Source organism: Cedecea neteri NBRC 105707 = ATCC 33855, from assembly GCF_001571265.1.
Classification (GTDB): Bacteria; Pseudomonadota; Gammaproteobacteria; order Enterobacterales; family Enterobacteriaceae; genus Cedecea; species Cedecea neteri.
Genome location: NZ_BCTL01000010.1, coordinates 13,549 through 30,866 on the forward strand (window position 1 = coordinate 13,549; position 17,318 = coordinate 30,866).

Consider the following 17,318-nt stretch of genomic DNA (forward strand, 5'->3'; position numbering starts at 1 on the left):
TGCACTTATGCTGCTATGTTTACAGCAGATTCGACAGAAAGAGATTATTTATGAGGGATACGACAGATGATGGGATCTTTTTTCACACCCTATACGGGAGATTTCAGATACAAAAAAAGCCCGTTTACACGAGCTTTTTATGCAGTACTTTATGCAGGACATAACCAAAAACATTCTGTAAGTTATTGATTTTGCCATAAAAATGGCGGAAGCGCAGAGATTCGAACTCTGGAACCCTTTCGGGTCGCCGGTTTTCAAGACCGGTGCCTTCAACCGCTCGGCCACACTTCCAACGAGGCGAACTATAAACATACCCATACTTCATGTAAAGCACGATTTTGTTCAATCGCCTGAAATTTCATCATATTTGTGTTATTTGCCTGAAACAGCAGCAACATGCTCAGTTTCAAGCCGCTTTTGCTGCCCTCCATCTGAAGGGCAGCATCGACATTAGTGTTTTTTGATGTAGAGATCCTGAGTTAGATATTTACCCAAGGTGCTCGGGGCATAACCTCCCACGTAAGGTTTCACCAGTTGAACCTTCACATAGTGGTAGATAGGGATAGTCGGGACATCTTTCGCAAGAATGTCTTCGGCCTGCTGATAGTATTTGGCGCGTTCTTCCTGGGTAGTGGCCTGTGAAGCTTTGGCGATAATCTCATCGTAAGCAGGATTGCTGTATTTGGAACTGTTCTGGCTGTCCCCAGTGCGGAAGTTGTTCAGGTAGGTCGCCGCATCATCGTAGTCGGCAATCCAACCGTAGCGCACCAGGTCGTAGTTACCGGTGCGTTTGGTATCCAGCATGGTCTTCCATTCCTGGTTTTGCAGCTTAGCCTCGACGCCAACGTTTTTCTTCCACATGGAACTAGCAGCAATGGCAATACGCTGGTGAGATTCCGAGGTGTTATAAAGCAGGTTGAACTGCAGCGGGTGAGATTCGTTAAAGCCCGCCTCTGCCAGCAATTTCTTCGCCTCAGCGACACGCTTATCGTGGCTCCAGCTGCCGTACTCCGCAGGCTTAAGCGTTATCCCGCCAATTTTAGGCTGGCTGACCAGCCACGCAGGCTTTTGCCCCTGCCCTAACACCTTACCGGCGATGATATCTTTATCCAGTGCCAGATTCAGCGCCAGGCGAACGCGCGGGTCATTAAACGGCGCTTTGGTGGTATTGAATTCGTAATAGTAAGTGGAAAGGTAAGGTGTGATATGAACCTGATCCGGAATAGATTTTTTAAGTGAGGCAAAGAGCGTTTCCGGCACGGTATAGGTGATATCAATCTCACCCGCCTTGTAGCGGTTGATATCCGATGTACCAGACGTGACCGGCAGATAAGTCACCTTATTAATCACCGTGTGAGCGTCGTCCCAGTACTCTTTATTACGCTCGCCGACCACTTTCTCATTGACTACCCACTGCGACAGCTTATACGGGCCACTGCTCACGAAGTTGGCCGGCTGGGTCCATTTATCGCCAAATTTTTCTACGGCCGCTTCGCTCACAGGCACCATCGAGGTGTGGCCGAGCATCAGCAGGAAGGCCGAGGTTGGCTGATCGAGCGTTACCTGCACGGTGTTGGCATCCAATGCCTTCACGCCCAGGCTATCAACCGGCTTTTTGCCTTCGGCAATGTCATTGGCATTTTCTATATGCATAGTGCCCGGATAAGTGGCATAAGGGGAACCCGTTTTAGGGTCCACTAAGCGCTTCCAGCTCCAGACCACGTCCTGCGCGGTAATCGGCTCGCCGTTGGACCATTTGAGGCCAGGGCGCAGATGGAACGTCCAAACTTTGTTGTCCTGATTGTCCCATTTTGCCGCCAGATGCGGTTCGATGGTGCCATCGTTTTTGACGCGAATCAGGCCGTCAAAGAAGTCACCAATGATATTAGCCTCAACGTCGCTCTCCACTTTATGAGGATCCAACGATGCCGGTTCACTGCCGTTGTTACGTACCAGCTCCTGTTTGGCTGCAAGCTCGGTTCCTGGCGGAACATCTGCTGCCCATACGCTAGAAATCGCGCTGAGCAGACCCAGAGCAACCAATGATTTTGAAAATGTGTTGTTGTTTGCTTTCATGACCTACGCCTTATTGATGTTATTTAACGACGGTACGGCTAACACTCTTAGTCGGCTTTAGGTAATAAAGCAATATTTTTCAGCCACCTATAAGTGGGTGTTATGGCATTAATTTTGTACAATGTGATAAAGTGCACGAGGTAAAGATGGGTAAAAAGGCTTTTGTCTAATAAAGGTGGGCATTATGCTCATGACCATAAAACACCTGTAAAAGAGAGAGTTTTAGAATGGATCGCATTATTACCTCCTCGCGTGACCGTTCGTCACTGCTCAGCACCCACAAAGTGCTACGTAATACCTATTTCCTGCTGAGTTTAACGCTGGCGTTTTCAGCGTTGACGGCAACCGCCAGCACCGTATTGATGCTACCTTCTCCAGGGTTAATTCTGACGCTGGTTGGTATGTACGGTCTGATGTTCCTGACCTATAAAACCGCAGATAAACCGGTGGGCATTCTGTCTGCATTCGCCTTTACCGGCTTCCTGGGCTATATCCTGGGGCCAATGCTGAATGCCTATCTGTCCGCCGGCATGGGCGACGTTATTGGCATGGCGCTGGGCGGTACCGCGCTGGTGTTCTTTAGCTGCTCGGCGTATGTGCTGACGACCCGCAAAGACATGTCCTTCCTCGGCGGTATGCTGATGGCGGGCGTGGTGGTGGTGCTGATTGGTATGGTGGCTAACATCTTCCTGCAGCTGCCTGCTCTGCATCTGGCGATTAGCGCGGTGTTTATCCTGATTTCTTCAGGTGCCATCCTGTTTGAGACCAGCAACATTATTCGCGGCGGTGAAACCAACTACATCCGCGCGACCGTAAGCCTGTATGTTTCTCTTTATAACATCTTCGTTAGCCTGCTGAGCATCCTTGGTTTTGCCAGCCGCGACTAACTAATACGGCTTTACCAGAAAAGAGAATGCCCTGTGCATTCTCTTTTTTTTGCCCTCCATCCTGCCGCATTCCATCCTTAAGCCCACGGAGAAAATTTGCTACACTTCGGCCGATTTGACGTAAATAGCGGGTAACTATGTTGACCTTTGAAGGCAGAGAAATAGAGACAGACGCGGATGGCTACCTGAAAAATAGCCATGAGTGGAGCGAGCCGCTGGCGGAAGTAATTGCCGCTAGAGAAGGCATTACCCTTGCGGTAGAGCACTGGGAAGTGGTTCGCTTTGTGCGTGAGTTTTATCTGGAGTTTAATACCTCTCCGGCCATTCGCATGCTGGTTAAAGCCATGGCAAACAAGTTCGGCGAAGAGAAAGGCAACAGCCGTTACCTTTATCGCCTCTTCCCGAAGGGTCCGGCCAAACAGGCCACTAAGATTGCGGGCCTGCCAAAACCGGTGAAGTGTATCTAGTAGCGGATACCAAAATTGACCCATTCGCGCTCGGGTTGATGAGGTTCGGTCAGGACCTTATCAACCCTGGCACTGCGAGGCCCGCCGGCTTTTAGCCACGCCAGCAGCTTTTCAACCTGCTCAGCCTCTCCGCAGGCCACCACTTCCACGCTGCCATCATCCAGGTTACGGGCGTACCCGGTTAAGCCTAGCTTTTCCCCCTCACGCTGCGTGCTGTAACGAAAGCCCACGCCCTGTACCATGCCGTGTATCCAACACTTCACGCACTGTTTTTTTGAACTCATTATTGCCTCCGCCTGAACACTCAAAACAGCTCTAAGTCTAACAGGCGACGCCGTTTTTTCTTTGGTCACAGCCTACGTCGTGAGGCTTTCACGTGAATAAATTGCAATTAGCGGCCCTAAACCGGAAAATGGCGCCCATTTCTTAGCGAAGCAGCAAATAAATTATGAGCGTACGTTTAGTGTTAGCCAAAGGGCGCGAGAAGTCGTTATTGCGCCGTCATCCATGGGTATTCTCCGGCGCCGTTGCACGCCTGGAAGGCAAGGCCAGTCTCGGTGAAACGGTTGATGTAGTGGACAGCCAGGGCAAGTGGCTCGCCCGCGCCGCCTTCTCTCCTGAGTCACAAATCCGCGCCCGCGTCTGGACCTTCAATCAGGATGAAAGCATCGATATCGCCTTTTTCACCCGCCGTCTGCAGCAGGCGCAGCAGTGGAGAGACTGGCTAGCTAAGCGTGATGGGCTGGACAGCTATCGCCTGATTGCCGGTGAATCTGACGGTTTGCCTGGCGTGACCATCGATCGTTTTGGCAAGTTCCTGGTTCTGCAACTGCTGTCTGCAGGCGCAGAGTACCAGCGCCCGGCACTGGTTGCGGCCCTGCAGTCTCTCTATCCAGAGTGTTCTATTTACGATCGCTCTGACGTGACGGTACGTAAGAAAGAGGGCATGGATTTGACTCAGGGGCCGGTGAGCGGTGAACTGCCACCTGCCCTGCTGCCGATTGAAGAGCACGGCATGAAGCTGTTGGTTGATATTCAGGGTGGGCATAAAACAGGGTATTACCTCGATCAGCGAGACAGCCGTTTCGCCACTCGCCGCTACGTGGATAATAAACGCGTACTGAACTGCTTCTCCTACACCGGCGGTTTTGCGGTTTCTGCGTTGATGGGTAACTGCAGTCAGGTGGTCAGCGTGGATACCTCCCAGGACGCATTAGATATCGCCAGAAAAAACGTAGAGCTGAACAAACTTGACCTCAGCAAAGCCGAGTTTCTTCGTGATGACGTGTTCAAACTGCTGCGCAAATATCGCGACCAGGGCGAGAAGTTCGACGTCATCGTAATGGATCCGCCTAAATTTGTTGAAAACAAAAATCAGTTGGCGGGTGCCTGTCGCGGCTATAAAGACATCAACATGTTAGCGATTCAGTTGCTGAATCCAGGCGGCGTTTTGATGACCTTCTCTTGCTCCGGACTGATGACCACAGATTTATTCCAGAAAATCATCGCCGATGCCGCCGTAGATGCCGGGCGTGATGTACAATTTATAGAGCAGTTCCGTCAGGCGGCCGATCACCCAGTGATCGCAACCTACCCGGAAGGGCTGTATCTGAAAGGGTTTGCCTGTCGAGTCATGTAGCTTGAAAAGGCGGAAATTGCCCGCATATTCGTATGCAGAGTAATGTTCCCGGGAGGTGACTATGATTGCCAGCAAATACGGTATTGGCCAGCAGGTTCGCCATTCTTTACTGGGCTATCTGGGCGTAGTGGTCGACATCGACCCCGAGTATTCGCTCGATGAGCCGCAGGAAGATGATCTGGCCGACAATAGCGCACTCCGCGCGGCGCCGTGGTACCACGTCGTCATGGAAGATGAGGATGGCCAGGCGATTCACACCTATCTCGCCGAAGCTCAGCTCAGTTCTGAAGATGACGACGAGCACCCTGAACAGCCGTCAATGGACGAACTGGCCGCCTCGATACGCCAACAGCTTCAGGCCCCACGCTTGCGTAACTGATAAAAAAACCCCGCCGAAGCGGGGTTTTTTCTTATTTCGCCAGCCCAAGACGAGGTATTTCAATCGCCGGGCATTTATCCATCACAACGTTTAATCCCGCATTCTGCGCCAACACCGCAGCCTGCTCATTAATCACGCCAAGCTGCATCCAGAGTGTTTTCGCTCCCACGGCAATGGCTTCCTGCGCCACACCCCAGGCTGCCTCAGAATTACGGAACACATCGACCATATCAATTTTCTTCGGTACGTCCGCAAGCGTTGCATAGCCCTGCTGCCCTAACAGCGTTTTACCCGCGACCTTCGGTGACACGGGAATAACCTCATAGCCTTGTTTAATCAGGTAATCCATCACCCGATAACTCGGGCGATCGGGCTTGTCGCTGGCCCCCACCAGCGCAATGGTACGGGTAGTTTTCAGGATATTTTCGATATCATTTGGTTTCATAGCGCCCCCTAAGATGTTGTCTGAAGTGTATGCCAAAGCCCGACACCCAGCCATCTTTCTACTGGAAACTCAGACGCGCAATTTCTGAAAATATGTCTATATGTTAATAGGTGGGTCTCAGGAAAAACTTTGAAACATCCACTCAGCATGTTCACCAGGGAGAGTGAAATGAGAGCAGGTCTGCCACTTGCAGGGCTAATATTGATGATACCAACCCTGGTATGGGGAACCACGCTGCGCCTTTCTGCCGACGTGGATTTACTGGTCCTGGACGGTAAAAGGGTTTCCAGTTCGCTCCTTAAAGGGGCTGACAGCATTGAGATAGATAATGGGCCGCATCAGTTGGTTCTGCGTATTGAAAAAAAATTATCCAGCACACGTAATCGACCTTCCGGGATATCCCCACCGATGGTGATTAGTTTTGATACCAAAGAGATAGACCAGGTCAATATTGTTCTGCCGCTAAAAGAACTCAATCATTCTGTAGCCGCTTTTCAAATTAAGCTGCTGGATGGCCAGGCTCACCCAATTCCCACCCGAACAGACATTTTGGAGATAAAATCCGATCCAACCGGAACGGATTATGAAGAAGAAACTCAGCGCTATAATAAATCAGGAAGAAAAGCGTCAATGCCTGGATTCGCGAATATCAAAATCAACGAAAGCGTTCAGCAATTTGCCCTGGCGATTCCCGACTTTCCACCTGCACAATCTGAAGCACTCACAGAACAACGGTTGAGATACTGGTTCAGTCAGGCAGATAAGCCGACACGGGCACGTTTTTTACGCTGGGCAAATGAGACAGCCAATCCATAGCAATGCCTCGAGATGCCTCGCTTTTTTGACGTTCTACTCTTGCAGCCCCGGGTGCTTTTAGTAATCTGTTAGCAGCCTAAAACTACCCAGGAAACAGAGAATGGAACTAACGACCCGTACCCTTGCGGTAAAAAAACATATCGCACTGGTTGCCCACGATCACTGTAAGGATGCACTTTTGAAATGGGTGCAACGCCACAAAGCAACGCTTGCCAACCACACTCTCTATGCCACCGGGACAACAGGTAATTTAATTCAGCGAGCAACAGGTCTTGAAGTCAATGCGATGCTCAGTGGCCCAATGGGGGGCGATCAGCAGGTAGGCGCCTTAATTTCCGAAGGCAAAATTGATGTCCTGATTTTCTTCTGGGATCCACTCAATGCCGTTCCTCACGATCCTGACGTTAAGGCGCTGCTGCGTCTGGCGACCGTATGGAATATCCCGGTCGCCACCAACCTTTCTACCGCCGATTTTATTATTCATTCACCGGGCTTCAATGAAAGCGTGGATATTCTTATTCCGGATTACCAACGCTACCTGAATGAACGCCTGAAATAATCATGGGCGATTAGCCGCTGGCACGCCAAGACGCTTAAGTGCCTCAACAAAGACAGAGGGTTCCTGCTTGCTGAACATAAGCCAGACCCGATGGCGTGCTCGCGTCAGCGCGACATAAAGTAAACGCCGCTCCTCTGCATCCGGGAAATCCTCCGGCTGTGGCAGGAGCGCCTGCTCCATGATTGACTCCCGTGCGGGTGCAGGAAAACCTTCTTTTCCGTCCTGCAGACCAAGAATGATCACATAATCCGCCTGTTGCCCTTTGCTGGCATGGATAGTCATAAAATCGATATTGAGCTTAGGCCATCGCGTCGCAGCTTTTTCCAGACTGTCCGGGCGCAAATGGTGGTACCGCGCCAACACCAAAATTCTCTGTTCGGGCAAGGCGTAGCCACTGAGTTTGTCGAGTAAATCATCGAGCCTGTCATCGGCAAGCAGAGTCACTGCTTTTTTGTCCCCTTTAGAGAGGCTATTGAGTGGCTTACGCAATTGATACGGGTTTTGCTGCACAAAACCGTTCGCAATTTCGCCGATTCGATCGTTAAAGCGATACGTGGTATCCAGCGCGCAGCTGTCACCTTCACCAAAATGATGGCTGAATGCCGTGGTGAGCGTCATTTCCGCCCCGCTAAATCGGTAGATAGCCTGCCAGTCGTCCCCTACGGCGTAGAGCGAAGTATGGGAATTCTGCCGCCTTAACGCGGCCAGTAAGGCGGCTCGCTGGGGGGAAATGTCTTGAAACTCATCGACAAGGATATGCTTCCACGGGCTGATAAACCGGCCCTTTTCGAGCACATTAATTGCCTGATGAATAAGACCGGAGAAATCAACTGCCTCTTCGGCTTTAAGGGCTGTTTTCCAGCTTTTCAACAATGGTGCCATCAGCTTAATACGCTTAGTGAAAAGTTCCCTGACCTCTTCCGGTGCGCTGTCTATCATTTCTGCCTGTGAACCACCGTGCATCCGCATCAGGCCAAGCCAACGGTCAAGCCGGCTGGCAAGTCGCTTTGCCAGACGCTTATCCTGCCAGTATTCACCCTCAGGGATATCCCACTCAAGTTCTTCGCTAAGCCACTGCCACCAGCCTTTGGCCATCGCCTTTTTTTCCCGGCATTGCTGCCGCCAGCTGTCGATGAGCAGTTGATGGCGAGCCGCTGTGTCGCTCTCAAGTTCACTGACTCGAGGAACTTTCTTGCTCCCCTGCTGAATGATGTGCAGCGCCAGTGAGTGGAAAGTTCTGGCGGAAATAGCCTCAGTATTAAGCCGGCTAGCTATACGCTCATCCATTTCCTGTGCGGCCTGACGGCCAAAGGCTAAAAGCAGGATTTGCTCCTCTGTTGCTTCGCCGCGCTGTAACAACCATCCAGCACGCGCCACAAGAACAGAGGTTTTGCCGCTACCAGCGCCAGCCAGCACCAGTAGAGAATCCTCTCCATTCACCACGGCACGGGCCTGGGACGGATTCAGCGGCGAGCTTTCAACCTGCTCAAAGAAAGCGGCATATTTTTCCAGCATCCGTTCGGTGTAAGCATTATTACGCTGGTGTCGACGCTCTTCGCCTTGTTCAAGCCAGACTTTACATATGGCCCACGCTTCGCGGCAGTTCTCAAATTCGCCGAGCCGGGAATGGGGAATCGGAAGGGCCGCAATAGCGGCGCGAAGGTTATCCTGCAACGCCTGCATATCGCTCCGTCGGAACCACACCTCTTTACGGGTACGACTGGCTATATCTTCTCGCTGAGCGATTAAAACTTCAGCAGCCACCTCGCTCATCTCCGTGCTCCAGTTAAGCCAAAGCGAATTCAGATGGTGGAAAAAACGCTGGGTTTCCGCCCATTCGGTACCGTGCAGGCGCACAACCTTGTCTTCAGGAAGAACGAATTCCAACTCGCCCCAAACCAAGCCACGCTTGCAGTTAATCGCTATTAACTGATTGAATGGGATGAGGTATTCATGGCGATCGCCTTTGACCTCAACGCCGGCAGGTAACAGTTTGACCCGATTATAAGGGTGCTGTGCCAAATGCTTGCCGAGAGAAGTTGATTTGAGTTCCATTACATTGCCCGATCCGATGTGGGAATTATGACTCAAGTTTAACTGCCGATGGAATGACGCTCCAGAGTAAAAACGCGTTATAATTTCTACGGTTAATCACTCTTTATTTTTCTGTCAGGGAAGCGTCACTATGCGTACCGTACTTAATGTTCTGAACTTTGTGCTGGGGGGCTTCTTGACCACCCTCTCATGGTTGTTTGCCACGCTGATCAGCATCGTGCTGATTTTCACTCTGCCGCTGACTCGTTCCTGTTGGGAAATCACCAAGCTTTCCTTTGTGCCCTACGGCAATGAAGCCGTTCATGTGGATGAGCTTAACCCACAGGGTAAAAATACGCTGCTAAATACGGGGGGCACCCTGTTAAATGTGCTTTGGCTGATCTTCTTCGGCTGGTGGCTATGCATTATGCATATCATGGCAGGTATTGCGCAGTGTATTACCCTTATCGGCATCCCTGTAGGGATTGCGAACTTCAAGATTGCGGCCATCGCGTTATGGCCCGTTGGCCGCCGGGTTGTGCCGGTTGAAGTAGCAAGAGCTGCCCGCGAATCCAATGCTCGTCGCCGTTTCCAGTAAGGAGCAGTTGTGCTGACCCTAAGCCCACTGGTACGTCGTTATACATGGAACAGCGCCTGGCTTTATAACTTGCGCATATTTATTGCTCTTGCAGGCACCGCGGCACTGCCGTGGTGGCTCGGTGAAGTCAAGCTGACGATTCCCCTCACGCTTGGCGTTGTGGCCGCCGCCCTGGCCGATCTCGACGACCGCGTAAGTGGTAGGCTACGAAATTTACTGATCACTTTAGTCAGCTTTTTCATTGCTTCAGCATCCGTTGAGTTACTGTTCCCCTGGCCGTGGCTGTTTGCAGTGGGTCTAACGGTATCCACCAGCGGATTTATTCTCCTTGGAGGATTAGGGCAACGCTATGCCACCATTGCCTTTGGGGCGCTGCTTATCGCCATCTACACGATGCTCGGTATTTCCCTCTATGAGCACTGGTATCAACAACCGCTATTCCTTTTAGCAGGCGCCGTCTGGTACAACCTACTGACGTTAGCAGGCCATTTGATTTTCCCGATTCGCCCACTGCAGGACAACCTGGCACGCTGTTATGAAAGCCTCGCGAGCTTTTTGGAAATAAAAGCCACGCTGTTTGATCCTGATATCGAAGAAGAAAGCCAGGCTCCAATGCTCCAGTTGGCCATGGCTAATAGCCAATTAGTGACCACGTTAAACCAGACGAAAAGCTCATTACTGACTCGACTTCGCGGCGATCGGGGGCAGAGAGGCACTCGTCGAACACTTCACTATTATTTCGTGGCCCAGGATATTCACGAACGAGCGAGTTCATCCCATATTCAATATCAGGCTTTGCGCGATAAGTTTCGCTATAGCGACGTGATGTTCCGCTTTCAGCGCCTGCTAACGATGCAATCACAGGCCTGCCAGCAGCTCTCTCGATCTATCCTGTTGCGAGTCCCCTATCAGCACGATCCAAGGTTTGAACGTGCATTTACCCATCTGGACTCCGCTCTGGACCGGATTCGAGCGAGTCATGCAACCGCTTCAGAGATAAAAGCATTGGGCTTTCTAATAACAAATCTGAAGGCAATTGACGCGCAACTGGCAAACATTGAGTCAGAACAGGCCATTGCTGAGCCGCAGAACGATCCAGAGAATCGTTTAGCCGACGACAAGCTGACCGGCTTCGATGATATCTGGCAGCGGCTAAAGCTTAATCTCACGCCAGAATCCGCGCTCTTTCGCCATGCGGTACGTATGTCACTGGTTCTCTGCGTGGGCTATGCGTTTATTCAATTTACGGGTTTGCAGCACGGTTACTGGATACTTTTAACCAGCCTGTTTGTCTGTCAGCCGAACTACAGTGCGACCCGGAGACGCTTAGCGCTGCGTATCATCGGCACATTGGTTGGGGTGGCCGTTGGCCTGCCCTTGCTTTGGCTTGTCCCGTCCATTGAAGGCCAACTGATACTGATCGTCATTACCGGCGTGCTGTTCTTCGCTTTCCGCAATGTGCAATACGCCCATGCAACCATGTTTATTACGCTGCTAGTGCTGCTGTGCTTTAACCTGTTGGGAGAAGGTTTTGAAGTCGCTCTCCCGCGAGTTATTGATACACTATTAGGCTGCGCAATAGCCTGGGCAGCGGTGAGTTTCATCTGGCCTGACTGGCGATTCCGTCGACTTTCCAGGGTCGTTGAACGGGCGTTCAACGCCAATTGTCGCTATCTGGATGCGATTCTTGAGCAGTACCACCAGGGGCGTGATAACCGGCTGCAATATCGCATTGCCCGGCGGGATGCCCATAACAGAGACGCTGATTTGGCCTCCGTTGTTTCAAATATGTCATCTGAACCTCGTGTCTCAGATGAGATGAGGGAAGCGGCATTTCGCCTGCTTTGCCTGAATCACTCCTTTAATAGCTATATTTCAGCATTAGGTGCACACAGGGAAAAACTTAACCACGGTGATACGTTACTGCTACTTGATGACGCCGTCTGCTATGTGGATGACGCACTGCACCACCTGCCTGTCGATGAGGAACGTGTTCAGACTGCTCTGGCAGACCTCTCCGCGCGTATTTCACTGCTTGAGACTCGGGCAGAAACAAAAGAACCCCTGGTCTTGCAACAAATTGGGTTATTGATTGCTCTTCTGCCTGAGATCTCACGTCTTCAACAGCAAATATCTCAGTGCTCAGAGTAATGTTGCTGGCGCTGCTCATAGCGGCGCCACCAGTCCGTCAATTCTTTTCGAACATCGGCAGGCAGTACCGCCTCATGAACACCACGAATAGCACCTGCAAGCGAGAGCAAGACTTTAATACCTACCGTTTTTCGGGTGCTGCGTAATTTTAGCCATGACCGTTTGGCACCTAAGAGTTGAAGCGTTTGTGGATCATTGATGCCCACCTCGCGAAGCATAACTTCAATATTCAGAGAAAGATTGGGGAGTTCCTTCAGGCGGAGAGAACGTATCTTGATTTGTGTTTTCTCACGCTGGGCGCTTCTTAACGCCAGGGAAGAGAGCTGGAGGAGTTTGTCAGGATTTTTCCAAAGCTCTTCATCTACACGGTAGTAATTCAGCGCGACGGGAAGCCCGCGTTTACTGTGCATCAGAGGGGGTGCCGATTTTTGGATAAAATACTCCGCACACTGTTCACAAGCCCGCAGGTAAAGCTCACCTTCCGACACCATAGCAAAGACCACACCTTCGACGGTCAGACTATAACCGCCAAATAACGGTCGATAACCGATTTTCCCCAGTGAAGAAAGATATTCCCGTGATTTATGAATTCTAATAAATGTCACCTTTTTCATAATATGTCCTTATATATCAACTGGTAAATAGCTGCTTGAGTTACTCATCTTCTTAATCCCTGAAAATAAGTAAGGTTAAAGATAATGGCAACGACAATTTCATCTATAGCGCTTTTGCGTACCGAAAATGCGAGACACTTTCCGAAATTTCGGTTGATCTTTGTTCGCACAGGCATTACTGTATATGCATACAGTAACTCATTAGGCGGGACTCACTATGCACTCACATAACGCTCAAACTCACTTTCGTCATGTTGCAGTTACTCCGCACTCCCCGGCGCAGTCTCTCTCTGATAACAGCGTACAGGGGTTAATCAGTGAAGTGGTCTACAGTGAAGAGAGTCCATGGGTTACCCAGTTTATTCTGCTACCTTTATTACAGCAGCTGGGACAACAATCTCGCTGGCAGCTATGGCTGACGCCACAGCAAAAACTCAGCCGCGCATGGCTGCAGGGTGCCGGGCTGCCGCTGGCAAAAGTGATGCAGGCAAATCAGTTAGATCCGCTTTGTACCGTTGATGCCATGGTGAAAGCTCTACAGACGGGAAATTACAGCGTTGTTATCGGCTGGCTACCAGAAGAATTAACAGATGAAGAACATTTACGGCTAACGATAGCAGCCGAAACAGGTAACGCGATGGGCTTTATTATGCGTCCAACCAGCACAAGAACATCCGGTTCAAGACCACGAAATGGCCTAAAAATTCATTCTAGTTTGTATCATTAAGTAAATTTAGGAGAAATCCTGGAATTTTTTACGTATGCCACATAATCCGCTGCCATGACTCAAAAATGCCCGCCATATGGCGGTTTGACGGGGTTCACTTGACAGAGGCCTCGTTCAAAAAACAGTCCACTTTGTAAAAAAATATGTATGCAAGTCGTTTTTTTTCATATGCCTGACGGACTTCACACTTGTAACTTTTCAACTACGTTGTAGACTTTACCTCGCCAGGGTTGCTCTTCATAACACCGATATATCGGTAGAGTAACAATTGAGCGTAAACCCGGGCGAAGGATTTAACCCTGGGCTTTAAATTGGTTTAGAGCTCATGGCCTTTTGGATGATAATGAGGCGCAAAAAATGAAAAAGACAGCTATCGCGATTGCAGTGGCACTGGCTGGCTTCGCTACCGTAGCGCAGGCCGCACCGAAAGATAACACCTGGTATGCGGGTGGCAAACTGGGCTGGTCTCAGTTCCACGATACCGGCTGGTATGACAAGGCCCAGCAAAACAACGGTAACACCCACGAAAGCCAGCTGGGCGCTGGTGCCTTCGGTGGTTATCAGGTTAACCCGTACGTTGGTTTTGAAATGGGTTACGACTGGCTTGGCCGTATGCCTTACAAAGGCAGCGAAGTTAGCGGTGCCTTCAAGGCTCAGGGCGTACAGCTGACCACCAAACTGGGTTACCCAATCACTGACGATCTGGACATCTACACCCGTCTGGGCGGCATGGTATGGCGTGCAGATTCTAAAAACACCATCGGTGGTAAAAACCACGACACTGGTGTTTCCCCAGTATTCGCTGGTGGCGTTGAGTGGGCAGTTACCCGTGATATCGCTACCCGTCTGGAATACCAGTGGGTTAACAACATCGGTGACGCACAGACCGTTGGCGTTCGTCCTGACAACGGCATGCTGAGCGTAGGTGTTTCCTACCGCTTTGGCCAGCAGGAAGAAGCTGCACCAGTTGTAGCTCCAGCTCCGGCTCCAGCACCAGAAGTACAGACCAAACACTTCACTCTGAAGTCTGACGTTCTGTTCAACTTCAACAAAGCAACCCTGAAACCAGAAGGTCAGCAGGCACTGGATCAGCTGTACACCCAGCTGAGCAACCTGGATCCTAAAGATGGTTCCGTTGTTGTTCTGGGCTACACCGACCGTATCGGTTCCGAGCAGTACAACCTGAAACTGTCTGAAAAACGTGCTCAGAGCGTTGTTGATTACCTGATCTCTAAAGGTATCCCAGCGAACAAAATCTCTCCACGTGGCATGGGCAAAGCTAACCCAGTTACCGGCAACACCTGTGACAACGTAGCGCCTAAAGCTAAACTGATCGACTGCCTGGCTCCAGATCGTCGTGTTGAGATCGAAGTTAAAGGTATCAAAGAAGTTGTAACTCAGCCTGCGGCATAAGTTACCCTTCCTTGAACAAAAACCCCGCCATGGCGGGGTTTTTTATTGTCTGAGATTTCGTGATGGCTCGGTCGCAAGCTTTTTCATCGCGTCATTTTTTGCCCAGCATGGCCTGCAGATCCTGCTTAAGCGTCGACATCTTGCTTTCCACCTTCTCTTTACGTTCCGCATCTTCAATCAGTTGAACAACCGTTTCCGAAAGCGTATTGCCGCGGCGCTGCGCAAGCCCGGCCAGACGCTGCCAGACAAGATACTCAAGATCGATGGATTTCTTGCGGGTATGCTGATGCTCAGCGTTAAAATGCCTTTTACGCCGTGCACGAATCGTTTGCTTCATGCGGTTATGCAGCGCCGGGTTCATATGCTGATCAATCCAGCTCTGAACCAGAACCGGCACATTCTCCAGCGTCAGGAGCTGCTCTACCGCCTCTTGGGCTGCGCTGGCCTCAATGTATCGCGTGATTAATTCTCCTTCGCGATGCTTCTTAACCAGATACTTCCACTTCCAGCCGCTCTCGAGATTTTCCAACTGTTGATATTTCATTGTGATCTCAGTGTGACCGTGTAACTTAGTTCAGAATAACAGTTTTTCCGCCATTCGCTGAACTGAAAATCAAAGCTGTGAGAGGGATAAAACTGTGTTACTGCTTTATCCGTGTGCTACCCGAACGATTCTTGTATAATCGCGCCTTTGACATCTCATTAAAAAATATAGCGACTTTGACGACTAATCGACTTGACTGGCGTGCCCTGGTGCCTGATACCGAAAGCTATCAGGAAATTTTTGCACAGCCTTATGATACCGACTCTGCCCCTCTTTCTGCGGTTCAACCTCGTTTAGTTTACGGGATTGAGCAACTCAACCTTTCCGTTTCTTCCGTCGACCTGATGCTAATAAAAGCACCGGAAGAGCAAGAATACCTGGACCTTATCGCTGCAGCCGTTGAAGCATCCCGCGATGAAGACGACGAGATTATCGGCGGACACTATCTCATTGAAGGTAGTCGGGTCACGCTGCGCCCGGCCGAGCACGCCGACGATAACTTTGCGTCTGGTGGAGAAGTGATTGCCGCTGACTGGATTGAACCAGAGCAACTGTTCGGCTGTGTCCGGCAGTTTGCGGGTGAGGTGTCGCTGGAGCCTGGCCTGATTCATCGCGTGAACGGCGGCGTCCTGGTGCTGTCGATGCGTAGCGTCCTTGCCCAGCCGCTGCTGTGGCTACGCCTGAAACAAATCATGACCCAGGGGCGTTTTGACTGGATTTCACCTGACGAAACTCGTCCATTGCCGGTAAAAATTCCGTCATTAGCGTTGGATTTCAAACTGGTACTGGTTGGCGAGCGCGACTCGCTGGCAGATTTCCAGGAAATGGAGATGGATCTGGCCGCAGCCGCGATCTACGGTGAATTTGAAGATAATCTGCAAATTGCTTCTGCCGATGACATGGCGCTTTGGTGCCAGTGGATCTATGCCATTGCCGCCGAGAAGTCATTACCTGCCCCCGCAGCCGATGCCTGGCAACCGCTGATTCGTGAGGCCGTCCGCTACACGGGCGATCAGGAAATGCTGCCGCTCTGCCCTTCCTGGATTTCACGCCAGCTGCGCGAAGTCGCGCCGTTTACCGAAGAAGGCAGCTTTAACGCCGAACAGCTCCAGCAAATGCTCGTGCAGCGTGAATGGCGCGAAGGTTTCCTGGCCGAGCGCATGCAGGATGAAATCCTGATGGAGCAAATCCTGATTGAAACCGAAGGCGAAATGGTCGGCCAGATCAACGCCCTGTCGGTCATTGAATTCCCCGGTCATCCACGGGCGTTTGGTGAGCCCTCCCGTATTAGCTGCGTGGTTCACGTAGGTGACGGGGAGTTTACAGACGTAGAGCGCAAGGCAGAACTCGGCGGTAACATTCATGCCAAAGGCATGATGATCATGCAGGCATTCTTGATGTCTGAACTGCAGCTTGACCAGCAAATACCGTTTTCTGCATCCATAACATTCGAGCAATCTTACAGCGAAGTTGACGGCGATAGCGCCTCCATGGCTGAGCTTTGTGCCCTGATAAGCGCCCTGGCTAACGTTCCGATTTATCAGCATATCGCAATCACTGGCTCTGTGGATCAGTTTGGTCGCGTGCAGCCTGTTGGCGGCCTGAATGAAAAGGTGGAAGGCTTTTTCCGTATTTGTCAGCAGCGTGAGTTTAGCGGCGTTCAAGGAGTCATTATTCCTTTAGCGAACGTGCGTCACCTGTCGCTGCATAAAGATGTACTGGAGGCCGTCGAGCAAAATAAATTCTCGATTTGGGCCATTGACGACGTGGCTGATGCCCTGCCGTTATTGACCAATCTCCCGTGGGATGGCGAAGGGCAAAACACCCTGATGCGTGCGGTGCAAGAGCGTATTGCTCAGGCTTCGGCGCCGGATGTTCGCCAGCGCTTTCCGTGGCCGCTACGCTGGCTCAACTGGTTCAACCACAACTGATCGGACTTGTTGAGCGTACACGTGTTAGCTAACCTGCG

General features: G+C 51.0%; 17 protein-coding genes and 1 tRNA gene. 11 read left to right on the forward strand and 7 right to left on the reverse strand.

Annotation, left to right across the window (positions count from 1 at the left end):
* Positions 1 to 203 precede the first annotated feature (203 nt).
* Both CNE01S_RS05355 and CNE01S_RS05360 read right to left on the reverse strand, forming a co-directional pair.
* Positions 204 to 291 (reverse strand) — tRNA-Ser (locus tag CNE01S_RS05355).
* A gap of 159 nt (positions 292 to 450) precedes the next feature.
* Positions 451 to 2,076 carry an ABC transporter substrate-binding protein gene (locus CNE01S_RS05360; protein ID WP_061274100.1) on the reverse strand — a complete coding sequence of 542 codons (1,626 nt, stop codon included), beginning with the start codon at positions 2,074 to 2,076 and terminating at the stop codon, positions 451 to 453.
* Positions 2,077 to 2,303: 227 nt separating this feature from the next.
* Here CNE01S_RS05360 and yccA point away from each other — a divergent pair, with 227 nt between their 5' ends.
* Positions 2,304 to 2,963, forward strand: a complete 660-nt coding sequence (gene yccA / locus CNE01S_RS05365; protein ID WP_016535682.1) for an FtsH protease modulator YccA — start codon at positions 2,304 to 2,306, stop codon at positions 2,961 to 2,963.
* Between the two features lie 137 nt (positions 2,964 to 3,100).
* Positions 3,101 to 3,430, forward strand: coding sequence for a sulfurtransferase TusE (gene tusE / locus CNE01S_RS05370; RefSeq protein ID WP_061274101.1), 330 nt, complete (start codon positions 3,101 to 3,103; stop codon positions 3,428 to 3,430).
* Here the strand turns inward: tusE and yccX are convergent.
* A complete protein-coding gene (yccX, locus tag CNE01S_RS05375; protein WP_061274103.1) occupies positions 3,427 to 3,714 on the reverse strand; it encodes an acylphosphatase in 288 nt (95 codons plus the stop codon). The two genes, tusE and yccX, sit on opposite strands and share 4 nt — an antisense overlap.
* A 164-nt stretch (positions 3,715 to 3,878) precedes the next feature.
* On the opposite strand from yccX, the gene rlmI reads away from it, so the two are divergent.
* Both rlmI and hspQ read left to right on the forward strand, forming a co-directional pair.
* On the forward strand, positions 3,879 to 5,069 hold the full coding sequence (gene rlmI / locus CNE01S_RS05380) for a 23S rRNA (cytosine(1962)-C(5))-methyltransferase RlmI (protein WP_061274105.1): 1,191 nt from the start codon (positions 3,879 to 3,881) through the stop codon (positions 5,067 to 5,069).
* 61 nt (positions 5,070 to 5,130) lie between these two features.
* Complete coding sequence (gene hspQ / locus CNE01S_RS05385) at positions 5,131 to 5,448, forward strand: heat shock protein HspQ (RefSeq protein ID WP_061274107.1); 318 nt, start codon at positions 5,131 to 5,133, stop codon at positions 5,446 to 5,448.
* Positions 5,449 to 5,479: 31 nt separating this feature from the next.
* Here the strand turns inward: hspQ and CNE01S_RS05390 are convergent, their stop codons facing one another.
* Positions 5,480 to 5,893 (reverse strand): CoA-binding protein, encoded by a 414-nt coding sequence (locus tag CNE01S_RS05390; protein ID WP_061274109.1) that lies wholly within the window; start codon positions 5,891 to 5,893, stop codon positions 5,480 to 5,482.
* Positions 5,894 to 6,061: 168 nt separating this feature from the next.
* Here CNE01S_RS05390 and csgI point away from each other — a divergent pair, with 168 nt between their 5' ends.
* Complete coding sequence (gene csgI, locus CNE01S_RS05395; protein WP_061274340.1) at positions 6,062 to 6,709, forward strand: curli synthesis inhibitor; 648 nt, start codon at positions 6,062 to 6,064, stop codon at positions 6,707 to 6,709.
* 100 nt (positions 6,710 to 6,809) lie between these two features.
* Positions 6,810 to 7,268 carry a methylglyoxal synthase gene (gene mgsA / locus CNE01S_RS05400; protein WP_008461260.1) on the forward strand — a complete coding sequence of 153 codons (459 nt, stop codon included), beginning with the start codon at positions 6,810 to 6,812 and terminating at the stop codon, positions 7,266 to 7,268.
* Here mgsA and helD read toward each other — a convergent pair whose 3' ends face one another.
* Positions 7,269 to 9,323, reverse strand: a complete 2,055-nt coding sequence (gene helD / locus CNE01S_RS05405; RefSeq protein WP_061274111.1) for a DNA helicase IV — start codon at positions 9,321 to 9,323, stop codon at positions 7,269 to 7,271.
* A gap of 130 nt (positions 9,324 to 9,453) precedes the next feature.
* On the opposite strand from helD, the gene CNE01S_RS05410 reads away from it, so the two are divergent.
* Positions 9,454 to 9,900: a YccF domain-containing protein gene (locus tag CNE01S_RS05410; protein WP_061274113.1), complete on the forward strand. Its 447-nt coding sequence runs from the start codon at positions 9,454 to 9,456 to the stop codon at positions 9,898 to 9,900.
* Positions 9,901 to 9,912: 12 nt separating this feature from the next.
* The gene (gene yccS, locus CNE01S_RS05415) at positions 9,913 to 12,051 is read left to right on the forward strand and encodes a YccS family putative transporter (protein WP_061274342.1); all 2,139 of its coding nucleotides are present in this window, start codon (positions 9,913 to 9,915) and stop codon (positions 12,049 to 12,051) included.
* Here the strand turns inward: yccS and CNE01S_RS05420 are convergent.
* On the reverse strand, positions 12,036 to 12,665 hold the full coding sequence (locus tag CNE01S_RS05420) for a TfoX/Sxy family DNA transformation protein (RefSeq protein WP_061274115.1): 630 nt from the start codon (positions 12,663 to 12,665) through the stop codon (positions 12,036 to 12,038). The genes yccS and CNE01S_RS05420 overlap by 16 nt on opposite strands.
* Positions 12,666 to 12,882: 217 nt before the next feature.
* Here CNE01S_RS05420 and sulA point away from each other — a divergent pair, with 217 nt between their 5' ends.
* Both sulA and ompA read left to right on the forward strand, forming a co-directional pair.
* Positions 12,883 to 13,392, forward strand: a complete 510-nt coding sequence (gene sulA, locus CNE01S_RS05425) for an SOS-induced cell division inhibitor SulA (protein WP_061274117.1) — start codon at positions 12,883 to 12,885, stop codon at positions 13,390 to 13,392.
* 357 nt (positions 13,393 to 13,749) lie between these two features.
* Positions 13,750 to 14,805, forward strand: coding sequence for a porin OmpA (ompA, locus tag CNE01S_RS05430; protein ID WP_061274119.1), 1,056 nt, complete (start codon positions 13,750 to 13,752; stop codon positions 14,803 to 14,805).
* Between the two features lie 91 nt (positions 14,806 to 14,896).
* On the opposite strand, the gene matP is transcribed toward ompA, so the two are convergent.
* Positions 14,897 to 15,349, reverse strand: coding sequence for a macrodomain Ter protein MatP (matP, locus tag CNE01S_RS05435; RefSeq protein WP_008461251.1), 453 nt, complete (start codon positions 15,347 to 15,349; stop codon positions 14,897 to 14,899).
* Between the two features lie 176 nt (positions 15,350 to 15,525).
* On the opposite strand from matP, the gene CNE01S_RS05440 reads away from it, so the two are divergent.
* Positions 15,526 to 17,280 (forward strand): AAA family ATPase, encoded by a 1,755-nt coding sequence (locus CNE01S_RS05440; protein WP_061274344.1) that lies wholly within the window; start codon positions 15,526 to 15,528, stop codon positions 17,278 to 17,280.
* Positions 17,281 to 17,318 lie beyond the last annotated feature (38 nt).

What these genes read in the sequence shown, in the direction of transcription:
- CNE01S_RS05360 (WP_061274100.1), bottom strand. Translation starts at nt 2,076, where the DNA reads ATGAAAGCAAACAACAACACATTTTCAAAATCATTGGTTGCTCTGGGT.
- yccA (WP_016535682.1), top strand. Translation starts at nt 2,304, where the DNA reads ATGGATCGCATTATTACCTCCTCGCGTGACCGTTCGTCACTGCTCAGC.
- tusE (WP_061274101.1), top strand. Translation starts at nt 3,101, where the DNA reads ATGTTGACCTTTGAAGGCAGAGAAATAGAGACAGACGCGGATGGCTAC.
- yccX (WP_061274103.1), bottom strand. Translation starts at nt 3,714, where the DNA reads ATGAGTTCAAAAAAACAGTGCGTGAAGTGTTGGATACACGGCATGGTA.
- rlmI (WP_061274105.1), top strand. Translation starts at nt 3,879, where the DNA reads ATGAGCGTACGTTTAGTGTTAGCCAAAGGGCGCGAGAAGTCGTTATTG.
- hspQ (WP_061274107.1), top strand. Translation starts at nt 5,131, where the DNA reads ATGATTGCCAGCAAATACGGTATTGGCCAGCAGGTTCGCCATTCTTTA.
- CNE01S_RS05390 (WP_061274109.1), bottom strand. Translation starts at nt 5,893, where the DNA reads ATGAAACCAAATGATATCGAAAATATCCTGAAAACTACCCGTACCATT.
- csgI (WP_061274340.1), top strand. Translation starts at nt 6,062, where the DNA reads ATGAGAGCAGGTCTGCCACTTGCAGGGCTAATATTGATGATACCAACC.
- mgsA (WP_008461260.1), top strand. Translation starts at nt 6,810, where the DNA reads ATGGAACTAACGACCCGTACCCTTGCGGTAAAAAAACATATCGCACTG.
- helD (WP_061274111.1), bottom strand. Translation starts at nt 9,323, where the DNA reads ATGGAACTCAAATCAACTTCTCTCGGCAAGCATTTGGCACAGCACCCT.
- CNE01S_RS05410 (WP_061274113.1), top strand. Translation starts at nt 9,454, where the DNA reads ATGCGTACCGTACTTAATGTTCTGAACTTTGTGCTGGGGGGCTTCTTG.
- CNE01S_RS05420 (WP_061274115.1), bottom strand. Translation starts at nt 12,665, where the DNA reads ATGAAAAAGGTGACATTTATTAGAATTCATAAATCACGGGAATATCTT.
- sulA (WP_061274117.1), top strand. Translation starts at nt 12,883, where the DNA reads ATGCACTCACATAACGCTCAAACTCACTTTCGTCATGTTGCAGTTACT.
- ompA (WP_061274119.1), top strand. Translation starts at nt 13,750, where the DNA reads ATGAAAAAGACAGCTATCGCGATTGCAGTGGCACTGGCTGGCTTCGCT.
- matP (WP_008461251.1), bottom strand. Translation starts at nt 15,349, where the DNA reads ATGAAATATCAACAGTTGGAAAATCTCGAGAGCGGCTGGAAGTGGAAG.